Origin of the sequence: Brachybacterium vulturis (assembly GCF_002407185.1) — a bacterium.
Classification (GTDB): domain Bacteria; phylum Actinomycetota; class Actinomycetes; order Actinomycetales; family Dermabacteraceae; genus Brachybacterium; species Brachybacterium vulturis.
This window is the reverse complement of sequence record NZ_CP023563.1, coordinates 3,415,140-3,441,542: the sequence shown is the minus strand read 5'-3', so window position 1 is coordinate 3,441,542 and position 26,403 is coordinate 3,415,140. Positions and strand designations below refer to the sequence as shown.

21 protein-coding genes are annotated in these 26,403 nt (G+C 72.4%); 8 read left to right on the top strand and 13 right to left on the bottom strand.

Going from position 1 to position 26,403, the window contains the following annotated elements:
* The first annotated feature begins 22 nt into the window (after positions 1–22).
* From CFK38_RS15460 to CFK38_RS15440, 5 genes are all read left to right on the top strand, one after another.
* Entirely contained in the window at positions 23–586 is a 564-nt protein-coding gene (locus tag CFK38_RS15460; RefSeq protein WP_096803879.1) for a hypothetical protein, read from the top strand.
* Complete coding sequence (locus CFK38_RS15455) at positions 583–2,808, top strand: prolyl oligopeptidase family serine peptidase (RefSeq protein WP_096803878.1); 2,226 nt, start codon at positions 583–585, stop codon at positions 2,806–2,808. The genes CFK38_RS15460 and CFK38_RS15455 overlap by 4 nt, the downstream gene beginning before the upstream one ends.
* Positions 2,805–3,431: a DinB family protein gene (locus tag CFK38_RS15450; RefSeq protein ID WP_218192316.1), complete on the top strand. Its 627-nt coding sequence runs from the start codon at positions 2,805–2,807 to the stop codon at positions 3,429–3,431. Before CFK38_RS15455 ends, CFK38_RS15450 begins: the two co-directional genes overlap by 4 nt.
* Before the next feature lie 11 nt (positions 3,432–3,442).
* Positions 3,443–4,888 carry an alpha/beta fold hydrolase gene (locus CFK38_RS15445; protein ID WP_096804401.1) on the top strand — a complete coding sequence of 482 codons (1,446 nt, stop codon included), beginning with the start codon at positions 3,443–3,445 and terminating at the stop codon, positions 4,886–4,888.
* Between the two features lie 83 nt (positions 4,889–4,971).
* Positions 4,972–5,793, top strand: coding sequence for a hypothetical protein (locus CFK38_RS15440; RefSeq protein WP_096803877.1), 822 nt, complete (start codon positions 4,972–4,974; stop codon positions 5,791–5,793).
* Between the two features lie 35 nt (positions 5,794–5,828).
* On the opposite strand, the gene CFK38_RS15435 is transcribed toward CFK38_RS15440, so the two are convergent.
* On the bottom strand, positions 5,829–7,328 hold the full coding sequence (locus CFK38_RS15435) for a DUF2079 domain-containing protein (protein WP_245851122.1): 1,500 nt from the start codon (positions 7,326–7,328) through the stop codon (positions 5,829–5,831).
* A gap of 205 nt (positions 7,329–7,533) precedes the next feature.
* Between CFK38_RS15435 and CFK38_RS17805 the strand changes: the two genes are divergently transcribed.
* On the top strand, positions 7,534–10,236 hold the full coding sequence (locus CFK38_RS17805) for a S8 family serine peptidase (RefSeq protein ID WP_096803876.1): 2,703 nt from the start codon (positions 7,534–7,536) through the stop codon (positions 10,234–10,236).
* A 140-nt stretch (positions 10,237–10,376) separates the two neighbouring features.
* Here the strand turns inward: CFK38_RS17805 and CFK38_RS15425 are convergent, their stop codons facing one another.
* From CFK38_RS15425 to CFK38_RS15385, 9 genes are all read right to left on the bottom strand, one after another.
* Positions 10,377–11,519 (bottom strand): sialidase family protein, encoded by a 1,143-nt coding sequence (locus tag CFK38_RS15425; RefSeq protein ID WP_096803875.1) that lies wholly within the window; start codon positions 11,517–11,519, stop codon positions 10,377–10,379.
* Positions 11,516–12,763: a sialidase family protein gene (locus tag CFK38_RS15420; protein ID WP_096803874.1), complete on the bottom strand. Its 1,248-nt coding sequence runs from the start codon at positions 12,761–12,763 to the stop codon at positions 11,516–11,518. Before CFK38_RS15420 ends, CFK38_RS15425 begins: the two co-directional genes overlap by 4 nt.
* 86 nt (positions 12,764–12,849) lie before the next feature.
* Positions 12,850–13,533, bottom strand: coding sequence for an N-acetylmannosamine-6-phosphate 2-epimerase (locus tag CFK38_RS15415; protein ID WP_096803873.1), 684 nt, complete (start codon positions 13,531–13,533; stop codon positions 12,850–12,852).
* A 67-nt stretch (positions 13,534–13,600) separates the two neighbouring features.
* Positions 13,601–14,542: an ROK family protein gene (locus tag CFK38_RS15410; RefSeq protein WP_096803872.1), complete on the bottom strand. Its 942-nt coding sequence runs from the start codon at positions 14,540–14,542 to the stop codon at positions 13,601–13,603.
* A complete protein-coding gene (locus CFK38_RS15405) occupies positions 14,535–15,509 on the bottom strand; it encodes a dihydrodipicolinate synthase family protein (RefSeq protein ID WP_096803871.1) in 975 nt (324 codons plus the stop codon). The genes CFK38_RS15410 and CFK38_RS15405 overlap by 8 nt, the downstream gene beginning before the upstream one ends.
* Positions 15,510–15,553: 44 nt before the next feature.
* On the bottom strand, positions 15,554–16,378 hold the full coding sequence (locus CFK38_RS15400; protein ID WP_096803870.1) for an ABC transporter ATP-binding protein: 825 nt from the start codon (positions 16,376–16,378) through the stop codon (positions 15,554–15,556).
* Positions 16,375–18,435, bottom strand: coding sequence for a dipeptide/oligopeptide/nickel ABC transporter permease/ATP-binding protein (locus CFK38_RS15395; RefSeq protein WP_096803869.1), 2,061 nt, complete (start codon positions 18,433–18,435; stop codon positions 16,375–16,377). The genes CFK38_RS15400 and CFK38_RS15395 overlap by 4 nt, the downstream gene beginning before the upstream one ends.
* Before the next feature lies 1 nt (position 18,436).
* Positions 18,437–19,402, bottom strand: coding sequence for an ABC transporter permease (locus tag CFK38_RS15390; protein ID WP_096803868.1), 966 nt, complete (start codon positions 19,400–19,402; stop codon positions 18,437–18,439).
* Positions 19,403–19,520: 118 nt separating this feature from the next.
* On the bottom strand, positions 19,521–21,161 hold the full coding sequence (locus CFK38_RS15385; RefSeq protein ID WP_096803867.1) for an ABC transporter substrate-binding protein: 1,641 nt from the start codon (positions 21,159–21,161) through the stop codon (positions 19,521–19,523).
* A gap of 348 nt (positions 21,162–21,509) precedes the next feature.
* Between CFK38_RS15385 and CFK38_RS15380 the strand changes: the two genes are divergently transcribed.
* Complete coding sequence (locus tag CFK38_RS15380; protein WP_172895814.1) at positions 21,510–22,223, top strand: FadR/GntR family transcriptional regulator; 714 nt, start codon at positions 21,510–21,512, stop codon at positions 22,221–22,223.
* A 34-nt stretch (positions 22,224–22,257) separates the two neighbouring features.
* Entirely contained in the window at positions 22,258–22,800 is a 543-nt protein-coding gene (locus tag CFK38_RS15375) for an arsenic metallochaperone ArsD family protein (protein WP_096803865.1), read from the top strand.
* A gap of 31 nt (positions 22,801–22,831) precedes the next feature.
* Here CFK38_RS15375 and msrA read toward each other — a convergent pair whose 3' ends face one another.
* The 3 genes from msrA to CFK38_RS15360 all read right to left on the bottom strand — a co-directional run bounded on the left by msrA (position 22,832) and on the right by CFK38_RS15360 (position 26,388).
* A complete protein-coding gene (gene msrA / locus CFK38_RS15370) occupies positions 22,832–23,524 on the bottom strand; it encodes a peptide-methionine (S)-S-oxide reductase MsrA (protein WP_096803864.1) in 693 nt (230 codons plus the stop codon).
* Positions 23,525–23,608: 84 nt separating this feature from the next.
* Positions 23,609–25,117: an allantoinase AllB gene (gene allB / locus CFK38_RS15365; RefSeq protein ID WP_096803863.1), complete on the bottom strand. Its 1,509-nt coding sequence runs from the start codon at positions 25,115–25,117 to the stop codon at positions 23,609–23,611.
* A gap of 65 nt (positions 25,118–25,182) precedes the next feature.
* On the bottom strand, positions 25,183–26,388 hold the full coding sequence (locus tag CFK38_RS15360) for a glycerate kinase (protein WP_096803862.1): 1,206 nt from the start codon (positions 26,386–26,388) through the stop codon (positions 25,183–25,185).
* Positions 26,389–26,403 lie beyond the last annotated feature (15 nt).

Here is a 26,403-nt window from a genome sequence, read left to right as displayed (position 1 = left end):
CGCGCCGCCGTAGGGTGGCCCCATGACCATCCCTCCGCAGGAGCACCCCCATGCCGCCCGGATCGGGGCCGCCACCGGGGTGCCGCTGGCCGAGTGGACCCAGCGGCTCGACGAGGCCGGTGGCCGCGACCTCGACCACGCCTCGATCGCCCGGATGCTGCCGCAGCAGTGGGAGATCAGCGACTGGTGGGCGCAGGGCGTGACCGTGGCCTACGAGCAGATCATCGGGCGCCGTGTGGTGGGTCAGAGCTGCGAGGGGGACTTCGCCGCCTCCGCCTCCCGCACCGTGCCCGGCGATCCGGATTCCGTGCGGGCCCGCTGGGTGGCATTCATGACACCGGGGCGCCGCGAGGAGCTCGGTCTCGCCGAGCCCGCCCTCACCGACACCGCGAGCTGGCGCTACTGGCGCGCAGCGGTGGATGACGGGACGCGACTCTCGGTGAACATCACCGCCAAGGACGAGGGACGCTGCACCCTGGGTCTCGAGCACAAGGGCATCGAGACCGCGGAGGGCCGGGAGGTCTGGAAGACCGCCTGGAAGCGCGTCCTTGCCGACTTCACCGCCTTCGACCAGGAGAACCGATGACAGAGCCAGCTCCGCACTCCGGCACCGCCCGGCAGACCCACCCGCAGCTTCCCGCCGCCGACGGCAGCACCGATCCCCATCAGTGGCTCGAGGAGGTCACCGGCGAGGACGCACTGGCCTGGGTCAAGGAGCGCAATGCCGGCGCCGAGACCGAGCTCGACGCGGTCGCCGATCCGCAGCACCCCTCCGGCGCGCCGCTGGCCGCGACGCTGCAGGACCAGATCCTGGAGATCCTCGACGCGAAGGACCGCATCCCCGGCGTCACCAAGCGCGGGGACCACCTCTACAACTTCTGGACCGATGCCGAGCACGAGCGGGGGCTGTGGCGCCGCACCACCCTGGACTCCTACCGCACGGACGATCCCGAATGGGACGTGCTGCTGGACGTCGATGCGCTGAACGAGGCCGAGGGCGAGGACTGGGTGTGGCACGGAGCCCGCCTGCTGCGCCCCGCCGGACAGGACCCCGCCGGACAGGACTCCGACGAGCCCTACCGCCATGCCCTGATCGACCTCTCCCACGGCGGGGCGGACGCCGACGTCACCCGCGAGTTCGACCTCGAGACCCGCCGGTTCGTGCCGGCCGCCGAGGGCGGCTTCGAGCGCCCCGAGGCCAAGGGCTCCCTGAGCTGGATCGACGCCGACACCGTGTGGGTCGCGACCGATTTCGGTGAGGGCACCATGACCAGCTCCGGCTACGCCCGGCAGGCCCGGATCTGGCATCGCGGCACCACGCTCCAGGAGGCGGAGCTGGTCCACGAGGTGCCCGAGTCGGACATGGCCGTCTTCGCCGCCCACGACTCGACCCCCGGCTGGGAGCGGGACTGGGTGATCGAGGCGCACGCCTTCTACGACATGACGGTGCACGTGGTGGACCGTTCGCAGCAGCCGCCCCTGCTGCAGCAGGTCGACGTCCCCGCCGACCTCGAGGCCAACGCCCACCGGGACCTGGGCATCTTCTGTCCGCGGAGCGACTGGGAGGTCGGGGAGTCGACCTATCCGGCCGGCTCCCTGGTGGTCGGTGACTTCGCCCGCTTCCAGGACGGCGAGCCCGAGCTGCACATGCTGTTCGAGCCCACCGCGACCACCTCGCTGGCGGACATGACGATCACCCGCACCACGGTGGTGCTCTCGATCCTCGAGGACGTCGTCCACCGCCTCGAGGTCCACACCCGTGACGAGCACGGCACCTGGGTGCAGCGGGACCTGTACCCCGAGCTGCGCGGCGCGCTCGGGGTCGCCGCGGTCGACGCCGACGAGAGCGACGAGGTGTGGGTGACGGTCACCGACTTCATCGAGCCCACCCGGCTGCTGCTGGGTGATCTCTCCGCGGTCCCCGGCGACGGCGAGGCCGGAGAGCTCGCCCTGATCAAGTCCGCCCCGGCACGCTTCGACGCCGAAGGCCTCGATGTCAGCCAGCATTTCGCGACCAGCGACGACGGCACCCGCATCCCCTACTTCGAGATCTCGCGGCTCGACGCCGCGGGGGAGGACGGCGAGGCAGCGGACGCCGACGCTCCGCGGCCCACGCTGCTGTACGGCTACGGCGGCTTCGAGATCTCCCTGACCCCGTCCTACCTCGGCGGGATCGGCAAGGCCTGGCTGGAACGGGGCGGCACCTACGTGCTGGCCAACATCCGCGGCGGCGGCGAGTACGGCCCCCGCTGGCACCAGGCCGCGCTCAAGGAGCACCGCCACCGCGCCTTCGAGGACTTCTCCTCGGTGGCGAAGGACCTGCTGGAGCGCGGGGTGACCGATCGCGATCACCTCGCCGTGCGCGGCGGCTCCAACGGCGGTCTGCTCACCGGCAACATGCTCACCCAGTACCCGGAGCTGTTCGGGGCGGTGATCATCCAGGTGCCGCTGCTGGACATGAAGCGTTACAGCCACCTGCTCGCCGGGGCCTCCTGGATGGCGGAGTACGGGGACCCGGACACCGAGGACTGGGAGTACCTGCGCACCGTCAGCCCGTACCACCTGCTCGCGGAGGACCGCGCAGAGGAGTACCCGCCCACCTTCGTGCTGACCTCCACCCGCGACGACCGCGTCCACCCCGGGCACGCCCGGAAGTTCACCGCCGCGATGGAGTCCCTCTCGGCCGATGTGCGCTACTGGGAGAACATCGAGGGCGGTCACGGGGGAGCGGCCACCAACGAGCAGGCTGCCAGGATGAACGCCCTGCTGTACACCTTCCTGTGGGCCACGATCGGAGCGGACTCGTGAGCGATCCCGCCTCGCTCCGCGGCGCGGTCGAGGACCTGGACACGCTCGTGGACCGGCTCGCCGCGGAGCAGGACGCCCCCGGGGCCCCGGGAGCGGAGCCCGTCGGCACCGATGCCACGGCCGACGGACGACCGGAGCCGCCGCTGCTGGCGGGGGAGCAGGAGACGCTGGAGGGCTTCCTGGACTTCCTGCGCGCCACGGTGCTGCGGAAGGCCGCCCCTCTGAGCGACGAGCAGGCCGCGCGGCACCTGGTCGGCTCCGACACCACCGTCACCGGGATGCTCCGTCATCTGGCGGACACCGAGCGGTACTGGTTCCGGGAGGTCCTCGGCGGGGTCCCGCTCGAGGACGTCGGCTACCGCTGGTCCGACGGCCACGACACCGAGAGCGAGTGGGTGCTTGCGGCCGGGGCCTCGCTGGAGGAGGCCCTCGGCGACTACCGCGGCGCGACCGAGCAGTCCCGGTCCCAGCTCAGCGGTCGAGAGCCCGCGGAGGAGCTCCATGGCGGGAACGAGGTGCGGACGGTGCGCTGGGTGCTGACCCATATGGTCGAGGAGACCGCGCGCCATGCCGGGCAGCTCGACATCCTGGTGGAGCTGCTGGACGGCCGGACCGGAGAGTGAGCGCCGCCCCCGTGTCACCCGCCTCCGCGCTGTCCCTGACGCCCGATTTCTTCGACCGGGCGGCACAGGACGACCTGCTGCAGCTGCGCAACGACCTGATGACCGTCTACCGGGAGTTCTCGGCCGACGATCCGCGGCTGTTCCCGCTGCGCTATGCCCGCACCGTCCCGCGTCGTACGCGCGCCGGGTCGTCGCGTCCGCTCGCGAGCGGGCCCGCCCGGGTGCGGCCGCCCTCGGGCATCGCCCGGCCGCAGGTGCCGGTGCTGCTGATCCCCGACGGGCCCGCGCGGGCCTCGGTGCTGCCCTACGACGTGCTGCGCCGCAGCCTGGCCGGCCGCGGACTGGACGTGCTGATGATGGAGCACCGCGGGGTGGGCCTGTCCCGGCTGGATGCGACCGGCGAGGACCTGCCGGCGCAGGTGATGACCCTGCGCGAGGTGATCGGGGATCTGCTCGCCGTGCTCGATCATGCGCGCATCGAGCAGGCCGCGGTGGTGGGCAGCGGCTACGGCGCCTACCTCGCCCAGATGCTCGCGATCCTCCACCCGCAGCGGGTGCACTCCCTGGTGCTCGACTCCCCGCTGACCAGTGCCGGGGACGAGGCCATCGCCCAGCAGGCCCTGCGGGACCGGTACTGGGTCGGGGCCGAGCCGGCCACCGCCACCACCGCCCGGACCCTGCGCCGGCTGGCGCAGGAGGGCACGATCGACGCCCAGCGGGCGGGCCCGGTGGTGCTGGCCGTCCACGAGCACGGGGGGCCGGAGGCGGTGCGCGAGCTGGTCGATCTGCTGGCCGTGGGCCGCGGGAGCCTGACCTGGACCAGCGTGCGCCAGGTGCTGAACCAGTCCTGGCTGCAGTCCACTCCCTACGTCGTCGAGCACGATCTGACCGCCCGGATCTCGCATACCGAGCTCGGTGGCGGCCACCACGCCGACGGCGGTCCGCTGGATCCGCTGCTGCTCGAGGCGGAGCAGGCCCGGGCCGTGCCGCCGTTCCGGGGAGAGCAGCTGGACCTCCATGAGCTGGCCCCGGCGATCACTGCTCCGACCCTGGTGCTCACCGGCACCCAGGACCTGGTCTCGCCGCCGCAGATCGCCCGTGACCTCGCAGCCAGGATCCCCTCGGCGCGACTGCTCGAGGTCCCCGGAGCCCGCCACTCGATCCTCGACACCCGCAGCCGGATCCTCCAGGTGGCTGCCCGCTGGAGCGCCTGCGGGACGGCGCAGCTGCTGCCCGAGCGTGCCGCGGAGCTGGCCGCACTGCCCGTCTCGGCCGCGGATCTGGCGCTGTCTCGCGGCCTGCAGATCGCACTGGCCGCGGAACGGCTCTCCCCCTGGCGGCTGCGCCTGGCCTCGGCCCGGGCCGAGCGTGAACGGAACCTGCGCGCGAAGGCCCAGATCGACCCCCGCTCGCACCTCGGTCGCCGGGGCGGCATCGACCGCGCGGACCCGGTGTGAGAACCGCCCCCGGGTATGGGGAAGTGGGCGCGGGAACAGTACGCTGACCTCTGACGACATGAAGCGGGGCAGAGGGGGCACAGATGCGGGGCAGCAGGGGACGACGCCGGGCCACCGGGATCCGCGCCGCGGTGCCGCTGACCTCGCAGCAGAGCCTGCTGCGGGCCCTGGCCGTCGCCAGCATCGTCGGGGTCGGCACGGTCACCGGCTTCGGCGCGGCCGGGCTGGGGCCTCTCGCCGCCCTCGCCGGTGATGCCCCCGAGCACCCGGCGGAGTCGGACCCGCTGACGCCCGCCCCCTCCGACGGCGGCGGGACCGCGGCGACGACCGGGACCCCGACCCCCGCGCACACCCCCGAGGAGGAACCGACGGAGGACGAGTCCCTCCCGACCGGGACGCCGTCGGAGACCGAGGGCGCAGCGACCGCGGAACCGTCGGCGCCCGCCACCGACCCGGCCCCCACCGAGGCCGACCAGGAGCGTCGGAGCGACCGTCACCGCGGCTCCTCCGACAGCGGACGCCGCGGAGGAGGCTCCGGCACCTCCGGGCACGGGAACGGCCGCGGCGATGCGCCGACCGGGAACGGGTCCGGTGGGCAGACCACTCCCACGGCGCCGGAGTCCGCGCCCGTGGAGCAGCCGTCGAGCACGCCCGATGCGACGGGCACGCCGACCGCGGAGGAGAGTGAGACACCGACCGAGGAGTCGACCGAGGAACCGACCGTGACGCCGCCTGCGGAGCCGACCGACGAGACCGGACCGGAGGAGCCGACCGGGCAGACCGACCCCGTGGATCCCGGCACGACGAGCCCCTCGGAGGGCTCGGAGGAGAGCTCGGGCGAGGGGGCCGGCGAGACCGGTGACGGGGCAGCCGGGGGAACCGTCGACTCGTCGACGACCCCGTAGCCGCGCCCGGCCGCCATGGCCGGCGGCTTCCGCCGCTATCTCCGGCACACCACCGTGAACCCGCCGTCCGCATACACCTGCTGATAGGCGACGCCCCACTCCTGCTCCGCCCAGACCGCGGTATCCGCCGGCGGGGTGCCTGACCAGGAGAAGGCGTAGTCGTCGCTGAGCACGCAGTCGGGAACGCGCTGATTGGGGCCGTGCAACCACTGCACGTCATGGTCCGGGACGGCGTGGGCCATGAGCGTGATGTCCACGGCGAGCACCGCGCCGTCGGGCACCGCCTCCAGCGCCTCGGCCGCGCTCGGTGCCCGCCAGGTCGGCTCCCACGTCGAGGGCCGCAGCACCTCCAGCACCGGCATCGCCGGACCCAGCGCGAGGGTCACCGCCGCGGAGGCCGTGACCGCGGTGACGCGGACCCACCGCACCGGCCGCGGTGCATCCCGACGCCACCCGGCCGTGGCGCGTCCCGTGCGCCGGTCCCCGAGCGCGTCGAGCAGCGCGGCCAGCGCGATCGGCATCAGCACGGCGTTGTAGTGCCAGTACCAGTCCCAGTAGAACTCGACCGTCCCGGTGAAGCGCCATGCGAGGGTGGGGAGCATCAGCGCGATCAGCGGAGAACGACCCCCGATCAGTCCCGCCACCAGCAGCAGCATCAGCACCGTCAGCCACTTCATCGGCGGCCAGAACACCTCCAGCGCCGAGCCCAGGTTGTCGGTGTAGTCGTACTGCCCGGCGGTGTTCAGCCACGGCAGGATCACGAAGGTCGACAGCACGAACCAGCCGGTGCCCCAGCAGGCCAGCGCGATGCCCTCCGCGCGGTGGGGGCGGTGCCGCAGCGCGATGAGCCCTCCGAGCAGCGCGACGGTCAGGCCCAGATCCTCCTTGACGAAGACCAGCGGCGCCGCCCAGAGCACGGCTGCGGAGACCCTCCCGCGCAGCAGCGCCGTCAGCGACAGCGCCAGCAGCGGGACCGCGAAGGCGATCTCGTGGAACTGCACCGAGACCGCGGACTGCAGCCCGAAGGAGAACACATAGGCACCGCCGGCGAGGGTGCCGAGACCGGGCCCCAGCCGGTCGATCGCCAGGCGCGTCAGCGGGATCGCGGAGAGTCCGAACAGCAGCGCCTGCGTCCACAGCAGCGCTTCCCCCGAGGGCCACACCCACCACACGGGCGCCAGCAGCACCAGCAGCGGGTGGAAATGATCGCCCAGCAGGTTCACGCCGTCGCCCTTGATCGGCACGATCGGGGCGCGCAGCTCGCCGTAGGCCCGGGCGAGCTGGGTGAAGATCCCCAGGTCCCAGGACCGGGCGACCAGGTGGCGGTACTGCAGGGAGCCCAGCAGGCCGTAGGCGAGGGTCGCCACCAGCGCGAGCGCGACCGGCGCGAGGCGACGGGTCCGCTGCACCGCGCGCTCTGCGGCGTGCACCGGGGGCTGCTGTGCGGCGGGCGCCGCGACCGCCCCGGCACCGGGCACGGCGCCACCGGCCGGCTCGCCGGCCGATGGGGCTGAGGGGTCGTTCGGGCGGTCCACCCCGCGAGCGTATACGGGAGGATCCGGTGCCGCTCCGAGGACGGTGCCGGGATCGGCGCCGGCGATCCCTCGGTACCGATTTCGCCGTTCGCCCGCACGATCGGGTGCTCCATGATGGAATGCTGGGCGGTGGTGCGACCGGGATCTCCGGGCGCGAGGACGCGCAGCACCCCCACTCCCATCCCATCCCCGGAGGAATGCGACGATGCACTTCACCCGCCCAGATCTGCCCAGACCCCGCGGTGCGCTCGCGGCCGGCGCCGGCGCCGCCCTCGTGGCCGGCCTGCTGGTGGCCCCGCCCGCCCTGGCCGAGGGGGACTCTCCCGAGCTCCTCGGCACCGCCTCCGAACTCGGCGTCGACGTCCCCACGCCCGATGACGTCCTGGATGCGGCCGAGACCGCGATCCCGGGCCGCTGGCTCGTCGAGGTCTCGGGCGATCCCGTGCTCCGCGGCGGCAAGGCCTCGGTGAACTCGCGCGCACAGGAGAAGGTCCACGAGCGGGCCGAGGCCGCCGAGATCCCGATGGACGTCCAGGAGACCTTCGTCTCCGGCTGGAACGGCATGTCCGTCGCGATGGACGACACGGACGTCGCCGAGCTCCGCACGGTGCCCGGCGTGACGGCGGTCTATCCCGTGCTCGAGGTCGAGATGCCCGAGCCGGTCGACGCCGCTCCGGAGGACGTCTACGGCAACGCCATGACCGGCGTGGATCAGGTCCAGCAGGTCGACGGCCTGAGCGGTGAGGGCGTGACGGTCGCCGTCATCGACTCCGGCATCGACTACAACCACCCCGATCTCGGCGGCTCCGGCGTCGAGGACCAGGCGGAGGACTTCCCGAACGACCGGGTGATCGGCGGCTTCGACTTCGTGGGCGATGCCTACGACTCCGCCGAGGGGACCCCCGTCTCCCCGGACGAGTATCCCGATGACTGCGGCGGTCACGGCTCCCACGTCGCCGGCATCATCGGCGCCGGCGGCGACCCCTCCACCGGCGGCGTGCTCGGCGTGGCCCCCGGCGCCGATCTGCTCTCCTACCGGGTGTTCGGCTGCGAAGGCTCCAGCAGCACCGAGGTGATCCTCGAGGCGATGGAGCAGGCGATGGAGGACGGCGCCGACGTGGTCAACATGTCCCTCGGCGCGAGCTTCGTGACCTGGCAGGACTACCCCACCGCGCAGATGTCCGACGTGATGACCGACAACGGGATCACCATGGTGATCTCCGCGGGCAACGAAGGAAGGGCCGGGACCTTCTCGAGCGGCGCCCCCGGCGTCGCCTCCGACGCGATCACGGTCGCCTCGGTGGACAACACCGACCGCCGCGCGCCCTACGCCGTCGCAGCGGGCCAGGAGATCGCCTACGGCCCGGCGACCGGCAGCACGGCCGCCGTCCCGACCGCCGGAGAGCTCGCGCTGGTCTCGGCCGGCGCCCCGGGCACCGAGGCCGCGCAGGCCTGCGACGCCTCCGTGGTCCCACCGGCCACCGGTGCGGGCCAGGCCCTGCTCATCGAGCGCGGCGTCTGCTCCTTCCACCTCAAGGCGCTCGCGGGCCAGGAGGCCGGATACGACGCCGTGATCCTCTACAACAACGCCCCCGGTGTCGTGAACCCGACCGTCGAGGGCGACCCGGCGATCACGATCCCCGTGGTCATGATCGGCCAGGACGACGGCCTCGCCCTGCAGGAGCAGCTCACCTCCGGCGATGTGACCTGGGCCTGGCAGCAGGGGGCGGCGGTCTTCGAGAACCCCACCGGGGGCCTCGTCTCGGACTTCTCGTCCTACGGCCTGACCGCTGAGCTGCAGCTCAAGCCCGACGTCTCCGCCCCGGGCGGTTCGATCTGGTCCACGATCCCGCTCGAGCAGGGCGGGCACGGCTCCATGTCCGGCACCTCGATGGCGGCACCGCACGTCGCCGGCGCGGCGGCCCTGCTGCTGGAGTCGGCGCCGGATCTCGCACCCGCCGGGGTCAAGACCGCGATGATGAACACCGCGGACCCGCTGACCTGGTCGCTGATGCCGGATGTGGGCTACCTCGAGCCGGTCCACCGCCAGGGCGCGGGCCTGCTCGACATGGTCGGCGCAGTGCACACCGCGACCCGGGTCCAGGAGGCCTCGGTGTCCCTCGGCGAGGGCGAGGACGGTCCGCAGACCGTCACGCTCACCGTCAGCAACGACTCAGAGGCAGAGCAGACCTACACCGTCGGCGTCCAGCACGGCATCGCCACCAGCCACCCGACCTTCGACCCCGGCTTCTATGACGCTGCGGCCACCGTCGAGCCAGGCTCGGACGCTGTCACGGTCGCCGCGCACAGCAGCACCGAGCTCACCGTCACCCTCGGCGAGGACTTCGGCGAGGACGGCATCATCTTCGGCGGCTGGATCACCCTGACCGGCGCGGAGGACGACCTCGTCGTCCCCTTCGCCGGACTCTCCGGTGACTACCAGGCGCTGCCGGTGCTGGACGACCAGGGGATGGGCCTGCCCGTCCTCGGGGTGAGCGACGGGGCCGGCAGCGTGCTGCTGGATCCCGACGGCGGCCACACCTACACGATGCAGGACGGGGACATCCCCTACATCGCGTACTACTTCGGCTACCCCGTCGAGCGCCTGGAGATCCAGGCGTACAGGATCAACGGGGGCGGGAAGGCCAAGCCGGTCAACCCCTCCGTCGGCCTGATCGATGCCGCCGACCACCTGGGCCGCTCCGCGGCACCCGAGGTCTACGGCTGGGACGGCAGCTACGCGCTGAAGAACCAGAAGACCAAGACCGTGAAGAACGGGACGTACCTCCTCGAGATGCGGGTGCTGAAGCCCCTCGGTGACCCGGACAACCCGTACCACTGGGAGACCTTCACCTCCCCGCAGTTCACGATCGACAACCCGAAGCCGGGCAAGCCCGGGGCGCGCTGAGCTGAGCAGCGGCCCGGGGACCCGCTGTGCTGACCCGCAGTCGGCGGACTCCCGGGAGCGGACCTCTCACGAGGGCGGGGACGGCATCCGATGGATGCCGCCCCCGCCCTCTGCTGTGGCCTGCGATGAGCGTGCAGAGGTCAGCCGGTGGGCAGATCCTCCGCCTCGATCCGGGCGAAGCGGATCTCCCGCGCCTCGACCTCCCAGAGGATGCCGAGCGCTCCGTCGTCCAGGGCCTGGACCACGGAGTAGTCCAGCGGTCCGGGCTCGAACACGAGCGCCTCCCGCCAGGTCTCCCCGTCGTCGTGCGAGGTGCTCACTGTGCCGCGGACCCGTGCGAAACGGTCGTGGGCGCCCGTGAACAGCAGCTCCCGCGCCCGCGGATCCTCGCTGCCGAGCTCTGGGAACCGTCCGGCCAGCTGGGCGTTGTTGCCGGGATCGACGAACTGCGGATCGATCCCGCGGTCCTCCCAGCTCACGCCGCCATCGGCGGAGACGGCGACGCGCCGATGCCCGCCGCGGGCGTGGTCGCGCGAGTTCAGCAGCACCCGGCCGTCGGAGAGCTCCACGATCGTGGTCTCGTCCATGTCCTCGCCCACGGGGGCGCAGCGGTGCCAGGTCTCGCCGTGGTCGTCGGAGTAGAGCACGTAGGAGCGCACCACCTCGCCGTCGGTCGGCCCCTCACCCGCGCGGCCGCCGTCGCGGAACCACCCGCAGTACGGCTGCAGCAGCCGTCCCGCATTCGGACCGCGTCGCAGCACGATGCCCGCCCCGGAGGTGGGGAAGGCGGTGCGGATCAGCGCCGGGGGAGCGGCGACCTCGGTCACCGACCGGAACTCCCAGCTGCGGCCCTGGTCCTCGGAGATGCCGACGGCGGAGCCCATCACGTCCCGGTCCGCGTCATCGGTGCCGGCGACCGCGTCCCACACCCCGCGATCCTTCGCATGGGTGTGGAAGACCAGCACCCGCCCCGAGGCGGGGTCGTGGAGATAGCTGGGGTCGCAGTACCAGTGCCGGCCGGTGCGGTCCGCATCCCGGAGGCTCTCGAAGGGGCCCCAGGTGCGGCCGCCGTCCAGTGATCGCCGCTGCACCAGACCCGTCGGGTCGGGGACGTCCTGGCCGGTCTCCCGGCCGTCGAAGCCCGCGAGCAGGTGCCCGTCCCCGAGGTGGACGAGACCCACGATGCGGTACCGGGGCCAGGGCCCCTGGCCGGCGCGGGCGAGCACGGTGTGGGGCACGGGGGCGTCGGGCACCGGTGCCGGGGACGCGCCGAGGGAGATCATCGGGACAGGATCCACGCCATGTCCAGACGCGCGATCATGATGGTCTCCTGGTCACCCTCGTAGGCGAGGAGGAACTCGTCACGGCCCACGGGGATGATCACAGAATACTGGCAGGCGCCCGGTGCGAACACCCGCTTGCGCGCCCAGCCGGCACCGTCGTCGGTCGAGATCTCGATCGTGCCGTTCAGGCGCGCATCGGGGACGTGGTCCGCGTGGGAGAACAGCAGCACCTTCGCCTTCGCGGAGCCCTGCGGCGCCTCGGGGTAGGCGCGGGTGAGCTGTGCGTTGTTGCCCGGATCGACCAGGCTCGGATCCCGGTGCAGATCCTGGTAGGTCTCGCCGCCGTCGTGGCTGAGCGCCACCCAGCGGTGCCCGGTGCGCACGTGCTCGCGGGAGTTCAGCATGACCGTGCCGTCGGAGAGCTCGGCGACCTTGTTCTCGTCCATCTGGGTGCCCACGGGCGTGCCCATGGTCCAGGTCTCCCCGTGGTCGTCGGAGTAGACCGAGTACGCCGAGACGTCCTCGCCGCCGGCATCGTTGCGGAACCAGCCCGCGTACTGCTGGATCAGGCGGCCCTGATGCTTCCCGTAGCGCAGCTGGATGCCGGCGCCGGAGGAGGCGAACATGGCCCGGCAGTTCTCGGGCTTGACGACCTCGGTGACCGAGCGGTGCTCCCAGGTCTCGCCCGAGTCGTGGCTGACGCTGAGGTTCGCGCTCATCACGCGACGATCCGCGTCGTCGTTGCCGTACTCGCTGTTCCACACACCGGTGTCCTTGGAGAACACGCAGAACAGGAAGATCGTCCCGGTCTCGGTGTCCACCACATAGGAGGGATCGGAGTAGCCGAGCTTCTCCCCGGGGACCTCGGACTCCAGGCCAGCACGCACCACCGTGGGCTCCTCCCAGGTGAGCCCACCATCGCGCGAGCGACGCTGCCAGATCGAGTTCGGGGCGGGGGAGTCGCCGTGCACGGGACGCTTGTCGAAGGCGGCCAGCAGGTCGCCGTTCGGGGCCACGGCCAGGGCCGGGATGCGGAAGTTCAGCACTCCCCAGTCGCCGGGCGCGGCGAGCACCTGCTCCTGGTAGGTGCCCTGACGGCGGCCGTGGTCCTTCACGGGAGGCAGGGCGGCGGATCCGGCAGGAGAGCGGGTGCCATCGGCGGTCGCGGCGGTGGCACCGGTGCCCAGAGCGGTCACAGCGGCGGCCGTGCCGAGCAGGCCGCGGCGGGTCATACGTGCATCCATCGGGGATTCTCCTTCATCGGGGGTTTCCTTCTGGGGCTCGCTCCCCGCGATCAGGGCGCGAGAGCGTCGGGCACGCCGTCGAGGCCTCAGGCGTCCGCGACGGCGGTGCGGAACCAGCGGGTGATGCTGGTCGGGTGGGTGATCGCGGTGCCGACCACGACCGCGAATGCTCCGGTGGCGCGGGCGTCGGCCGCCTGCAGGGGGGTGTGCACCCGGCCCTCGGCGACCAGCACCGAGGTCGGGGGCAGCTGCCGGGCGAGCTCGCCGAGCAGTTCGAGGTCGGGACCCTCGGTCCGCGGACGGGCCGGGGTGTAGCCGGCCAGGGTGGTGCCGATGATCTCGATCCCGAGCTCCGCGGCGGCCAGGGCGGAGTCGAGGCTGTCGCAGTCCGCCATCAGCGGTCCGTCGAAGTGCTCCCGCACCGCGGAGACGGTCTGGGCGAGGGTCCGGCCATCGGGTCGGGGACGGGTGGTGCCGTCCAGGGCGAGGATGTCGGCGCCCGCCTCGATCACCGCCAGGCAGTGCTCGAGGGTGGGGGTGATGAAGACCCCGTCCACGCCGTCCTTCCAGATCCCGATCACCGGGACGTCCACGGCGGACGTCACCTGAGCGATCTCCTCGAGCCCCTGGGCGCGCACCGCGGAGGCCCCGCCCTGCTGCACCGCGGAGGCGACCTGCGCCATGGTGCGCGGATCCTGCATCGGCTCACCGGGATAGGCCTGGCAGGAGACGATCAGGGAGCCCTCGAGGGCGGAGACCAGAGGATGCATGGGAGTGAGTCCTTCAGCAGTCGGGGAGGAGCGTGATGTGGGGAGCGGGATGTGGGGAGCCGGGATCTCAGGCGGGCATCTCGTCGAGGGCGCGGGCGGCGGCGCCGAGCAGCGCGGCATGGCTGCCGGCGGTCGCGGAGAGCACGGGGGTGTCGGCGACGACGTCCATCGCCTCCTGCGCGATGCCGCACCTCACGGCCTCGTGCCAGGCTCCTCCGACCTCGGCGACACCGCCGGTGAGGGCCACGACCTCGGGATCCAGCACGTTCAGCAGACCACCGATCACCCGGCCCGTGGCGAGACCGGCGGTACGGTACGCCGTCAGCGCCGGGCTCGCACCGGCCGCGGCCGCGGCGGCGAGGGAGTGCCCGTCGTGCACGGAGGCGTCGGCCCCGAGCCGACGAGCGAGCCGCACGATCCCGGGACCCGAGGCGAGCCCCTCGAGGTGCCCGGTCCGTCCGCAGGGGCAGGGGACGCCCTCGGCCTCCGGCACCGGGACGTGGCCGACGTGACCGGCGGCGCCGTGGGCGCCGAGCACGGCCCGACCCGCGATCACCTGAGCGCCGCCGATCCCGGTGCCCACCGCGATCAGCAGCATCGAGGCGCGGTCGCGGCCGGTGCCGAAACGGGCCTCGCCCAGCCCGTGGGCGTGGACGTCGTTGAGCACGCTGACCGGTACCCCGAAGCGATCCTCCAGCGGGGTGCGCACATCGGTGCCGGCCCAGCCGGCGAGGGAGGCGGTGGCGTGGGTGACGCGCCCGCGACCGCTGTCGATGACCCCGGCGGAGGACAGCCCCACCGCGCTCACGCGGGCCCCGGAGCAGATCTGCTCGGCCAGCTGCGTGGCGGCCCCGAGGATCGCCTCCGGACCGGCGGTCGCGGGAGTGGCCACCTCGGCCACCCGCTCGAGGTGCGGTGCCGCGCCGGGGCCCGGCGTCCCTGCGCCGTGCACCAGCGCGCCGCGGATCTTGGTGCCCCCGAGGTCGAGGGCGAGGACCGGATCAGGCACCCGCGACCCCGGCCGCCGTCCCGCTGCCGCCCTCGGCGCCGCTGAGCAGACCCGTCTGCTCGAGGATCGCGCGGATACGGCCCACGGCATCCCCCTCGATCGGGGACATGGGCCGGGCCATCGTGTTGGTGGAGAAGATCCCCAGCTCCCGCAGCGCGGTCTTGAAGGCGCCGACGCCGGCCGCGGGACCGACCTTGCCGGTGGGCTGGAAGACGATCTCGAACAGCTGCGCGAGCCGGTCCTGCTCGGCGCGCACCTGCTCCCAGTCGCCGGCCTGAGCGGCCCTGTGCATGCGCGCGTACCCGGCCGGATCCACGTTGCCCAGTCCCGGCACGGAGCCGTCGGCCCCCGAGAGGTAGGCGCCGTCCACGACCACCTCGTGGCCGGACAGCAGCTTCAGCGGCGAGCCGGCGGCCCGGTTCGCCCCGGCCAGCAGGCGGAAGGCGACGTCGTCCCCGCTGGAGTCCTTGACCCCGGCGATCACGCCGTCGGTCCCCAGGCGCAGCAGCTGGGCGGGGGCCAGCTTCGTGTGCACGCACACCGGGAGGTCGTAGGCCCACAGCGGGCGGTCGGTCGCAGCGGCGATGGCGCGGAAGTGGGTGTCGATCTCCTCCGGACCGGTGATCGCGTAGAACGGTGCGGTCGCGACGTAGCCGGCCAGGTCGAAGCGCTCGGCCGCGCGCACGTGCTGGATGACGCGGTCGGTCTGCATGTCGATCACGCCGGCGATCACCGGCACCTGCCCGGCGACGGTCCCGGTGACCGCCTCCAGCACGTCGGCGCGGCGCTGGTCGTCCCAGAAGGCGATCTCACCGCTGGAGCCGAGGGCGAAGATGCCGTCGACGCCGCCCTCGAGGAGGTGGCCCACCAGACGCTCGAGCGAGGGCAGATCGATGTCCCCCTCAGCGGTCAGCGGGGTCAGCAGCGGGGGGACGACGCCGGTCAGCGGGGCGGAGGTGGTGGTCATGGCGGTGGTGCTCCTTCGGGAAGACGGTGAGGGGGGTGCGGCGCTCACAGCAGTGACGGCGCCGCGGCCAGCAGGCTGCGGGTGTACTCGTCCTTCGCCTCGGTGAAGATCTGCGCGGCCGAGTCGTGCTCGATCACCTTCCCGTGGTTCATGACGATGATCGAGTCGGAGATGAAGCGGACGGTGCTCATGTCGTGGGAGATGAACACCAGACCCAGCCCCAGCTCCTGCTTGAGATCGGTGAGCAGGTTCAGCACCTGAGCGCGGACGGAGACGTCCAGGGCGCTGGTGGGTTCGTCGGCGACGATTATCTGCGGCTCCAGGGCCAGGGCGCGGGCGATCGCCACGCGCTGGCGCTGCCCGCCGGAGATCTGCCGCGGCAGCACCTCGATCGCGGACTGGGGCAGCCCGACCAGGTGCAGCAGATCCTTGACCCGGGACAGCCGCTCCCGCTCGGTGCCGATGCCGTGCACGCGCAGCGGGTCCATGAGCGTCTCCCGCACCGGCAGGCGCGGGTTCAGAGCGGTGGACGGGTCCTGGAACACCACCGAGACGGTGCGTCCCAGCTCCTTGCGATGCGAGCGGTGCTGTCCCATCGGCGTGCCGTTGAACAGGACCGCGCCGCTGGTGACGGGCTGCAGACCGGTCATCACCCGGGCCAGGGTCGACTTCCCGGACCCGGACTCGCCGACGATGCCGAGCACCTCGCCGCGGCGCACGGCGACGCTCACGCCGTCCACCGCCCGGATGGTGTCCGGACGCAGCAGCCCGCCGGTGCGGAGCTTGTGCACCACGTGCACGTCCTGCAGCTCGAGAGTGGGGGCGGTGGTCTCCGCGGCCGGCGCGGGGCTCGAGGCGGGGGTGGTCATCGCGGGTCTCCTTCCAGTGCGGCCGGGACGTCCCCGGTGGTGGCGACCCGGTGATCGCCCTCGCCGACGACGACCAGCCTGGGGCGGGCGGTGGGATCGGCCGAGGGGTCCAGCGAGCGCGGGGCGAAGCGGTCACCGGTGGCGAAGTCGCGCGGGGAGGGGACGGTGCCGGCCACCTGGTGGAGCCGGTCGGCGCCCGCCTCGATCGACAGCACCGAGCCCAGCAGGCCGCGGGTGTACTCGTGACGCGGATCGATCAGCAGCTCATGGGTGCTGGCCTGCTCCATCACCTGACCGGCGTACATCACGGTGATGCGGTCGGCCAGCTGGGAGATCAGCGCCAGGTCGTGGCTGACGAAGATCATCGCGAAGCCCAGCTCCTCGCGCAGCTCGTTGAGCAGGTCCACGACCTGCTTCTGCACGGTGACGTCCAGCGCGGTGGTGGGCTCGTCGGCGATCACCAGCTTCGGATCGCGGGTCAGGGCCATCGCGATCAGCACGCGCTGGCGCTGGCCGCCGGAGAGCTCGTGCGGATACGCGGACAGGGTGCGCTGCGCATCCAGGCCCACCAGGTCCAGCAGCTCCTCGGCGCTGCGGGTGCCGCCGCGCCGGGTCAGCTGCGCCATCTGGGAACGGATCAGCATCGAGGGGTTCAGCGAGCTCAGCGCGTCCTGGTAGATCATCGCGATCTCGTGGCCGCGCAGGGCGTTGAGCTGCTTCGGCGCGAGCGTGAGCAGATCGGTCCCGTTCATCTCCACGCTGCCGCTGATCCGCGCGGTGGCCGGCAGCAGCCCCATGACGGCCAGGCTCGCCACCGACTTGCCGGAGCCGGACTCGCCGACCAGACCCATGGTCTCGCCGGGGCGGACCTCGAAGGAGACGCCGTCGAGGATGTCGACCTCGCCGTGCGCGTCCGGGAAGGAGACGCGCAGATCGGTGACCTTCAGCAGCGGGGGACGGGTGCCGTCCAGGCCCGGACGCTCGGGACGCTCCAGCTCGGCCCGGCGCAGCGCGGCCAGCGAGCGGCTCAGCTGCTGCTGCGAGGTCTCCGCATCGATCATGCCGAAGGTGCGGTGCTGCTCCGTCGTCGCGGACGGGTCGGTCCCGGCCGTCGGGTGCTCGGCCCCGCCGATGTGGGCGGAGCCCTCGGCCTCGAGCAGCGCCTGCTCATCGGCCTCGACGTCGACGGTGGCGCGCACCCGCGGGCTGGCCATCGCGTCCGTCAGTCCCTCGGACAGGACGTTCAGCGACAGCACCGTCAGCAGGATCGAAAGGCCCGGGAAGAAGGTGGGCCACCAGTAGCCGGACAGCAGCAGCTGCTTGCCGTCGGCCAGGATGTTGCCCCAGGAGGGATTCGGCGGCTGGACGCCCGCGTTGATGAAGGACAGCGAGGCCTCCAGCACGATCGCGTCGGCGACCAGCACGGTCGCGAACACCATGATGGGGGCGATGCAGTTGCGGGCCACGTGCTTGGCGAGGATCCACGGGGTGGAGGCGCCCATCACCCGGGATGCGGCGACGTAGTCCTCGCCGAACTGGGAGAGCACGTTGGCGCGCACCACGCGGGCCAGCTGCGGCACGTACAGGAAGCCGATCGCGAAGATCAGCACCGGCAGCGAGGTGCCGAACACGGCGACGAACACCGCGGCCAGGGCGATGCCGGGGAAGGACATCACCACGTCCAGGGCGCGCATCAGGATCTCGGAGGGCAGCTTCGCGGCGGTGGCGGCGAAGGAGCCCAGCACCATCGCGGCGATCAGCGCCGCGCCGGTCGCGCACAGGCCGATCAGCAGCGAGGCGCGCGAGCCGTGCAGGACGCGGGAGAGGATGTCGCGCCCGATGGCGTCCGTGCCCAGCCAGTGCTCGGCGCTGGGCGGCAGCACGGGAGTGCCGGTGGCCAGCGGGTCGTAGGGGGCCACGAACGGGGCGAACAGCGAGACCAGCGCCAGCAGCGACAGGAAGGCCAGGGCGATGCGGCTGGTCCAGGGCAGGGCGGTCAGGGGCGCCAGCGGGCTGCCGCTGACGGACTGGAGACGGGATCCGAGCTTCGGTCGCATGTCAGACGCTCCTGATGCGGGGATTGATGAGGACATACAGCACGTCCACGGCGATGTTCACGACGATGAAGGCGATGGCCACCACGAGCGTGACGCCCTGGACCAGGAACACGTCGTTGCGGGTCACGCCGTCGAGGATCAGCTGGCCCATGGCCTGGATGTTGAAGATGATCTCGATGATCACCGCGCCGCCCATCAGGTAGCCGACCCGCAGGCCCAGCACGGTCACCGGGGTGATCAGGGCGTTGCGCAGCACGTTGCGGCTGACCACGATCGGGTAGGGGACGCCGGCGCCCAGGGCGGTGCGCACGTAGTCGCGGTCCAGCTCCTCGACCATCGCGGTGCGGACCACGCGGATCAGCGAGCCGGCCACCGGGACGCCCAGCGCCAGCGCCGGCAGTGCGACGTTGCGCAGATAGGTCGCGGGATCCTCGGCCAGCGGTACCCAGCGGGTCACCAGGGCGGGGAACATGCCCCAGCCGCCCGGGACCTCGCCCAGCCACTGGATCATCAGGATCGCGAGCCAGAAGGACGGGGTGGCCAGCGCCGCGATGGACAGCACGCGGATGACCTGGTCGACCCAGCCGTCGCGGAACAGGGCGGCGAGGACACCGAGCACGGCGGAGATCACGATCGCGACCAGCAGGCCCAGGAAGGTGAGCTGCAGGGTGATGGGGAAGGCCTGCGTGACCACGTCGAGGACCGGCACGTTGCCGCTGGTGGTGCCCAGGTCACCGCGGACCAGTCCGGCGACGAAGGTGAAGTAGCGCAGCCATAGGGGGTCGTTGAGGCCGTTGGCCTCGCGGTAGTTCTCCAGCGCCTCCAGGGAGGCGGCGTTGCCCAGGGCCAGCCGTGCGGGGTCCGAGGGCGAGAACGACATGATGACGAACACCAGCAGTGCGACGCCGAGGATCATGACGGGCAGCGCGACAAGACGCCGTCCGATCAGTCGGACGAGGTGGGACACGAGGTTCTCCGAAGGGTGGGGTGCTGCGGATCAGTGGGGCGGGACGCCCCCGAGGACCGGGGCCGAAGGGCACCGGGGCGCCGGGGCCGGCGCAGGGCCGGCCCCGGTGCGGCGGGACTCAGGCGGACTTCGTGGTGCCGACGCCGACGAAGCTCAGCCCCGTCAGCGAGATCGGCTCGAAGTCGACCAGTGTGGAGCCGTCCCAGGCGGTGGGGGACTTGCGATGGAACAGCGGGTACAGCGGGACGTCCTCGGAGAGCAGATCGAACAGCTGCCCCCAGAGCTCCTCCTGCTTGGCGGTGTCCGCGGTCGACAGCGCCTCGTCGAGCATCTGCTGGACCTCGTCGTAGCTGCCGGTGCCCTTCCAGTGCATGCGGACATCGGTCCAGAGGTCGCCGCCGTACCACCAGCGCATCAGCAGGTCGGGATCATTGCCGAACACCGAGGGATCGCCGGGGGCGATCATCACGTCGTAGGCGTCGGGGTTCGTGTCGATCGTGTTGTACACGTCGGCCGACTGCTTCTGCTCGAAGGAGACGTCCAGGCCCAGGGCCGTCAGCGACTCCAGGATGATCGGGGTGCACTGCTGGACCCAGCCGTGATCGGTCACCAGCATCCGGAAGGAGGTCAGGCCGGTCTCGGCGAACAGCGCCTTGGCCTTCTCCGTGTCCAGGGAGTAGACCGTCGAGGCCTCCTTGTAGTTCGGGTGCTCGGGCTGGACGAAGCAGCTCGCCGCGGTGGCCTGGCCGCTGAGACCGGTGGAGATGACCTTCTCCATGTCGATCGCGTACAGGAACGCCTGGCGATTGCGGACGTCGTTGAAAGGGTTGTCGGGAGCGTTGTTGAACATGGCGAACAGCAGCCCGAAGCCACCCACCGATTCGACGTCGCTGGTGGCCTTCATCTGATCGATCGACAGGTAGGGCACGGAGTCCATCGCCTGGACCGATCCCGACTGCAGCGCATTGGTGCGGGTCGCCGCATCGGGGATGATCTGCCAGGCCATGGTGGCGGCCTGTGCGGGCATCTCGCCGGTGTAGTCCTCGAAGCGCTCGAACTCGACGATCTTGGAGGCCGCGCCGTTGTCGGTCATCTTCCAGGGGCCGGTGCCGATGGGGTGGGAGTCGAAGGCCTTCGGATCCGCCTCGACGGCCGCCCGGGGCACGATCTTCACCGTCGACAGGCGCTCGCCGAACACGCCGGTGGGGTAGGCGAGGGTGAAGGTGACGGTGGTGTCGTCCTTCGCCTCGACCTTCTCGATGAAGGGGATGAACTGCGAGTACAGCGAGGCGTTGTCCGGGTTCAGCACGCGCTCGAAGGAGAAGACGACGTCCTCGGTGGTCACCGGGGAGCCGTCGTGGAAGACGGCGCCGTCGCGCAGGGTCACGTCGACGCTGGTGCCGTCCGCGCTGGGGACCTCCGTGGCCAGGGCCGCGTAGGCCTCGCGGGTGACCGGGTGCAGCTCGGTCAGACCCTCGAGGGTGTGCCAGTTGACCGCGATCGTCAGGGCGGCCGTCGTGGTCATTGGGTCGTAGCCGTTGGTCCCCAGCTCGTAGCTGATGGCGGCGGCGATGTGGCCGTCGGGGTCCGCCGCGCCGGCGGGCTCGCTGCCGCCGCCGTCGGAGCCGCCGGAGCCGGCGCCGCCGTCGCTGGGGGCGCAGGCGCCGATGCCGGCGACGACGCCGGCTGCGCCTGCGATGGCGGCGGTGCCGCGGAGGAAGCCGCGCCGTCCGAGCCGATCTGTGGATGTGGTGATCACCGTTGATCCGTCCCTTCTCTGGGTGGTCCCGGCAGGTGTGGTGCCGGGGTCGTGGGGAGTCCGTCCTCGTGAGTCAGCGGACCATCGCCGCCATGCGAAGATAAGACGTATGATGTCTGATGACTAGGCAGAGTACATCATGGATCGTGCGGCCGTCGCCACCGACGAGCGGAGGTCGTGACCGATCGGTGACCTGGCCGCAGACGGCCGCGCCGGAGGCGCAGGACCGTCCCCGCGGCTCGCAGTCGGGACGCGGGCACGGCAGGGCAGGGCAGGGCACGGCAGGACAGGGCACGGCAGAACAGGACTGGTCGCAGGTCGCGGCTCGGGTCCGGGAGGAGGGGCGTGATGCGCAGCAAGGGGACCGGGAGCGGAGCAGTCGACCGCATCCAGGAGCTGATCCTGGTGGAAGGGCTGCGGCCGGGCGAGCCGATGCCCACCGAGAGCGCGCTGTGCGAGCGGCTCCGGATCTCCCGCTCGTCGGTCCGCGAGGCGATGCGCACGCTCGCCTCGCTGGACATCGTCGAGGTGCGGCACGGCCACGGCACCTTCGTGGGGCAGCTCTCGCTCTCCCCGCTGGTGGAGGGGCTGCTGTTCCGCGCCCGCCTGGACGACGGCAATGATCTGCGAGCCCTGCGCGAGGTGGTGGAGCTGAGGATCGCGATCGACCTGTCCGTCGCCGAGCAGCTGGCGGAGATCTATCGTGATTCCGCCAACCCCGATCTCGAGCGTCTGGTCGAGCAGATGCGGGAGCTGGCCTCCACCGGCCGGCCCTTCCCCGAGGCCGATGCCGCCTTCCACACCGCACTGTTCTCACGACTGGACAATCGGCTGCTGCGCCAGCTCGCGCAGGCCTTCTGGGAGATCCACACCGCCGCGCTGCCGCTCCTCGAGCTGCCCCCGGCCGAGGACATCCTGGACACCGTCGATGCGCACCAGGCCATGCTGAGTGCGCTGGAGGCCGGGGACGTGATCGCCTACCGCCGGGCCGTCCTCGAGCACTACCGCCCGCTGGGCCGGGTGCTGGATGCTGCGGCGTCGGCGGAGCTGCCTGCCGGGTGAAGGCCGAGCGCCCCGGGGCGCTACCGTGGTGTGCATGACCGACGCCGACGCCGACGAGACCGCGACGCTCGCAGGACTGGACATCTTCCTGCCCTCCCCGCCGCCCGATCACGAGCAGCAGGAGGCGTTCCTCGACGAGGCCGCCGCGCTCGCCCTGGACGGTCAGCCGATCACCGTCTACCTGCAGGACGAGGACGCCTGGGCCTTCCAGGAGTGCGAGCCGGTGCGGGCGCTGCTCGACTCCGCGGGGGAGGGCGCGCTGCCGATCACGCTGCTGGGCCTGGACATCGTCGTCACCGCGGTCTATCCGAGCACGGAGCAGATGATCCGGTTCGCCAGGGAGGGCGGCGCGCCCCGCACCCGGACGTCGGCCGCGGCGGCGGCCTGCGGGCCGAGCGGCATGCCGACCGGCGGGGCGCCGCTGCCGCGCGAGGCGGGCGGCTTCGCGGCGCAGCTGATGGGCGGGGCTCCGGCACCGGCGCGACCGGCCGGCGGCCCGGACATGGGCGGCCGACGCAACCTCATGGGCGGTGACCACGGCGACGGACTGCCCGGGGCCGGGACCGCGAGGCGCTGAGGCCCGCCCGGCGCGGGCGACGGCGAGCGCCTCAGAGCGAGCAGGCCACCCCGTTGAACCCGTGGTTGCAGTAGCCGGCGGGGTTCCGCGCCAGGAACTGCTGCTGCTCGGCCTCGGCCGTGTAGTACACGCCGTCTCCGGCCTCGGCCAGCGGGAGCAGCTCGGTGCTGATGGTGCCGCGGCCGGCCTCGTCCAGTGCCTGCTGGTAGCGCTGCGCGGAGTCGCGCACCACCTCACCCTGGGCGGGGGTGGTCCAGTACACGGCGCTGCGGTACTCGGTGCCCACGTCGTTGCCCTGCCGGTTCGCGGTGGTGGGATCGTGCTGCTCCCAGAACTGGGTGAGCAGGCGGCGCAGGGTCCTCTCGCCGCCGGAGTAGATGACGCGCACGGCCTCGGTGTGGCCGGTGCGGGCGGAGAACACCTCCTCGTAGGTGGGGTGCGGCGTGAATCCGCCGGCATAGCCCGAGGAGGTGGTGTGCACGCCCGGGACCTGCCAGGCGATCCGTTCGATGCCCCAGAAGCATCCTCCGGCCAGGATGATCTCCTCGCTGCCGGCGGGCCAGGGCCGCGGGTCGACGGGGGCGTCGGGGCCGAGCATGTCGGTGCCCAGCACGAGGTGCTCGCGCGCGAGCGGGTACGGGCAGCGGTCCCGGCCGGGGAGCGCGTCCGCGGGCGCGACCCTCTCCTTCTTGTGCCCGTACAGGAGATCCATCAGCTGCCACATGGGACCCACGGTAGTCCTGTGGGGGACCTCGGCGGCAGGGGCGGGGCGGCGAGGCTCGTCACGGCGCTCGCCGCACGGCCCGGCTCACGCCTGCTCGTGGCGCAGCAGCTGTCCGGTCGGAGCATCGAACTCCACCCGCTGCCCGCGCAGGTAGGTCGCGCGGACCCGGCCCTGGAGCGTCTTGCCCTGGTACGGGGTGATCGGGTGGCGATGGTGCAGCTGCCCGGCGTCCACCACGAAGGTCTCCTCGGCGGCGAACACGGCGAGGTCGGCATCGAACCCGATCGCGAGCTGTCCCTTCGAGGTCAGCCCCACCCGCTCTGCGGGGGCGCTGGACATCCAGCGGACCACGCGCTCCAGCTCGATCCCGCGGCGGCGCGCCTCGGTCCAGATCAGCGACAGACCGAGCTGCAGGGAGGAGACCCCGCCCCAGGCGACGGCGAAATCACCGTCGCTGGGGTTCTTGAGCTCGAGCGTGGAGGGGGAGTGGTCCGAGACGATGAAGTCGATCGTCCCCTCGAGCAGGCCCTGCCAGAGCTGCTCGCGGTTGTCCTCCTCGCGCACGGGCGGGCAGCACTTGAAGGCCGTCGCCCCGTCCGGGATCTCCTCAGCGCTCAGGGTGAGGTAGTGGGGGCAGGTCTCGACGGTGAGGTCGAGCCCCTCGCGCTTCGCGCCGGCGATCATGTCCAGGGCGTCCGAGCTGGACAGGTGCAGGATGTGGGTGCGGCCACCGGTGGCGCGGGTGCGCTCGATGACCGAGGAGATCGCCAGGTTCTCGGCATCGCGGGGACGGGACTGCAGGAAGCTTCCGTACGTGTTCCCCGCGGCCTGCGGGGCGCTGTCGATCGTCTCGGCGTCCTCGGCGTGCACGATCATCAGCGAACCGAAGGAGGAGGTCTCCGTCAGGGCCTCGCCGAGCTCCTCGGCGGTCAGCGGCGGGAACTCGTCGACCCCGGAGTGCAGCAGGAAGCACTTGAACCCGAAGACGCCGGCGTCATGCAGCGGCCGCAGCTGCGGGAGGTTGCCGGGGATCGCCCCGCCCCAGAACCCGATGTCCACGAAGGCGCCCTGCTGCGCGAAGAGCTGCTTGTACTCGAGCGCCGGGGGGTTGACCGTCGAGGGGATGGAGTTCAGCGGCATGTCCAGCACGGTGGTCACCCCGCCGGCGGCCGCGGCGCGCGTGGCGGTGGCGAAGCCCTCCCACTCGGTGCGCCCGGGCTCGTTGATGTGCACATGGGTGTCCACGAGACCCGGCAGCAGCGTCTCGTCGTCGGCCAGCTCGACGACCTCGCGGGCCTGCAGAGCGGCGCCGAGCGGCTCGATCGCGGCGATCCTGCCGTCGCGGATGCCGATCTCGCGCGCGGCGAAGCCGCCCTCGCCCGCCACCCGTCGTCCCTTCACCACCAGGTCGAACGGCGTCCCCTCAGCGTGCGGGGACGCCTCGGCGCTGCCCCGGGGCTCCGCGGCGGCGGGGGCCTCGCCGTGCTCGCGGTGGTAGTCGGCGATGAGGCGCCGCACACGATCGGGGTCGTTCAGGGCGACCCCGGTCACGGGGGCGTCGGTGCCCTGGCCTCGGGAGTCCTGTGTCGTCATCGTCCTGTCCTTCTGCTGGTGCGTGCCGACCGCTGGTCACGGTCGGTGCTGGGCATGCGCCGACCTCAGCCGCCGGCGACCTGGTGGGGGTCAGTCTGCCGGGCGTGGCCCGGACTGCGGGAGGCGAGCAGCTGCCGCCCGATCTCGGCACCCACCTCCTGCAGCAGCCGAGGGGCGTCGGCCATGCTGGTGCGGGCGTCCTCCGCGCGCTCGAGCAGCGTATGCACGGCGGCGAAGCCCGCCTCCCGCAGCTGCTGCGCGGGCAGCAGGCTGCGGCCGCAGACCACGACGGTGGGGATCGAGGCCCGCTGCGCCGTGCGCAGCACGCCCATCGGCGCCTTGCCGCCCAGGGACTGCGCGTCGAGGCTGCCCTCGCCCGTGATCACGAGCGAGGCGCCGAGGATCCGCTCGGCGAGGCCGACCAGCTCCAGCACCACGTCGATACCCGGTCGGCGGCGGGCGCCGAGGACGGCGAGCGCCGCGAATCCCAGCCCTCCGGCCGCCCCGGCGCCGGGGGCGAGTGCCACTTCGCCGGCCACGGAGCCGAGCGCCTCCTCGGCGCGGTCCCGCCAGCGGGTCAGGCCCTCCTCGAGCGCGGCGACCTGGGTGGGGTCCGCGCCCTTCTGGGGGCCGAAGACGGCCGCGGCGCCCTCGGGGCCGAGCAGGGGGTTGTCCACGTCGGCGGCGAGCACGAAGTCCGCACCCGCCACCGCCGCAGACATGCCGGAGAGATCGACCCGGGCGAGGTCCCGCAGGGCTCCGCCCCCGCCCGCCAGCTCCTGGCCGGCGGCGTCGAGGAACCGGGCACCGAGAGCGGTGAGCATCCCGGTCCCGCCGTCGGTGCAGGCGCTGCCGCCGACGCCGAGGATGATCCGCCGTGCGCCGTGCTCCAGCGCATGCGCGATCAGCTCGCCGGTGCCGCGGCTGCCGGCCCCGAGGGCATCCAGCAGCGGGTCCCCGTCCTCGCCGCGGGGCAGCGCGTCCAGGCCCGAGGCCTGGGACATCTCGATCACCGCGGTGCCGTCGAGAGCGGCATAGGCCGCCTCGACCGGCAGTCCCACCGGTCCGGTGACCGACAGCGACCGGGAGGAGTACCCGGCGCCGAGGGCCGCCTGGACCGTGCCCTCGCCACCGTCGGCCACGGGGATCCTGACGATGTCGAGGGCGTCCGGCTCCGCCGAGGCGGAGCGCAGCCCCTTCTCCAGGGCGGCGGCCACCTCCTGCGCGTCGGCCGAGCCCTTGAACTTGTCCGGTGCGAGGATGATGCGCACTGCTGCCTCCTGTCC

Bases quoted from the DNA above. Each gene is read 5' to 3' on its own strand.
- CFK38_RS15405 (WP_096803871.1), bottom strand. From the start codon at position 15,509: ATGACCACCACCTCCGCCCCGCTGACCGGCGTCGTCCCCCCGCTGCTG.
- CFK38_RS15395 (WP_096803869.1), bottom strand. From the start codon at position 18,435: ATGCGACCGAAGCTCGGATCCCGTCTCCAGTCCGTCAGCGGCAGCCCG.
- msrA (WP_096803864.1), bottom strand. From the start codon at position 23,524: ATGTGGCAGCTGATGGATCTCCTGTACGGGCACAAGAAGGAGAGGGTC.
- allB (WP_096803863.1), bottom strand. From the start codon at position 25,117: ATGACGACACAGGACTCCCGAGGCCAGGGCACCGACGCCCCCGTGACC.
- CFK38_RS15380 (WP_172895814.1), top strand. From the start codon at position 21,510: ATGCGCAGCAAGGGGACCGGGAGCGGAGCAGTCGACCGCATCCAGGAG.
- CFK38_RS15440 (WP_096803877.1), top strand. From the start codon at position 4,972: ATGCGGGGCAGCAGGGGACGACGCCGGGCCACCGGGATCCGCGCCGCG.
- CFK38_RS15400 (WP_096803870.1), bottom strand. From the start codon at position 16,378: ATGACCACCCCCGCCTCGAGCCCCGCGCCGGCCGCGGAGACCACCGCC.
- CFK38_RS15460 (WP_096803879.1), top strand. From the start codon at position 23: ATGACCATCCCTCCGCAGGAGCACCCCCATGCCGCCCGGATCGGGGCC.
- CFK38_RS15415 (WP_096803873.1), bottom strand. From the start codon at position 13,533: ATGCATCCTCTGGTCTCCGCCCTCGAGGGCTCCCTGATCGTCTCCTGC.
- CFK38_RS17805 (WP_096803876.1), top strand. From the start codon at position 7,534: ATGCACTTCACCCGCCCAGATCTGCCCAGACCCCGCGGTGCGCTCGCG.
- CFK38_RS15420 (WP_096803874.1), bottom strand. From the start codon at position 12,763: ATGGATGCACGTATGACCCGCCGCGGCCTGCTCGGCACGGCCGCCGCT.
- CFK38_RS15375 (WP_096803865.1), top strand. From the start codon at position 22,258: ATGACCGACGCCGACGCCGACGAGACCGCGACGCTCGCAGGACTGGAC.
- CFK38_RS15455 (WP_096803878.1), top strand. From the start codon at position 583: ATGACAGAGCCAGCTCCGCACTCCGGCACCGCCCGGCAGACCCACCCG.
- CFK38_RS15425 (WP_096803875.1), bottom strand. From the start codon at position 11,519: ATGATCTCCCTCGGCGCGTCCCCGGCACCGGTGCCCGACGCCCCCGTG.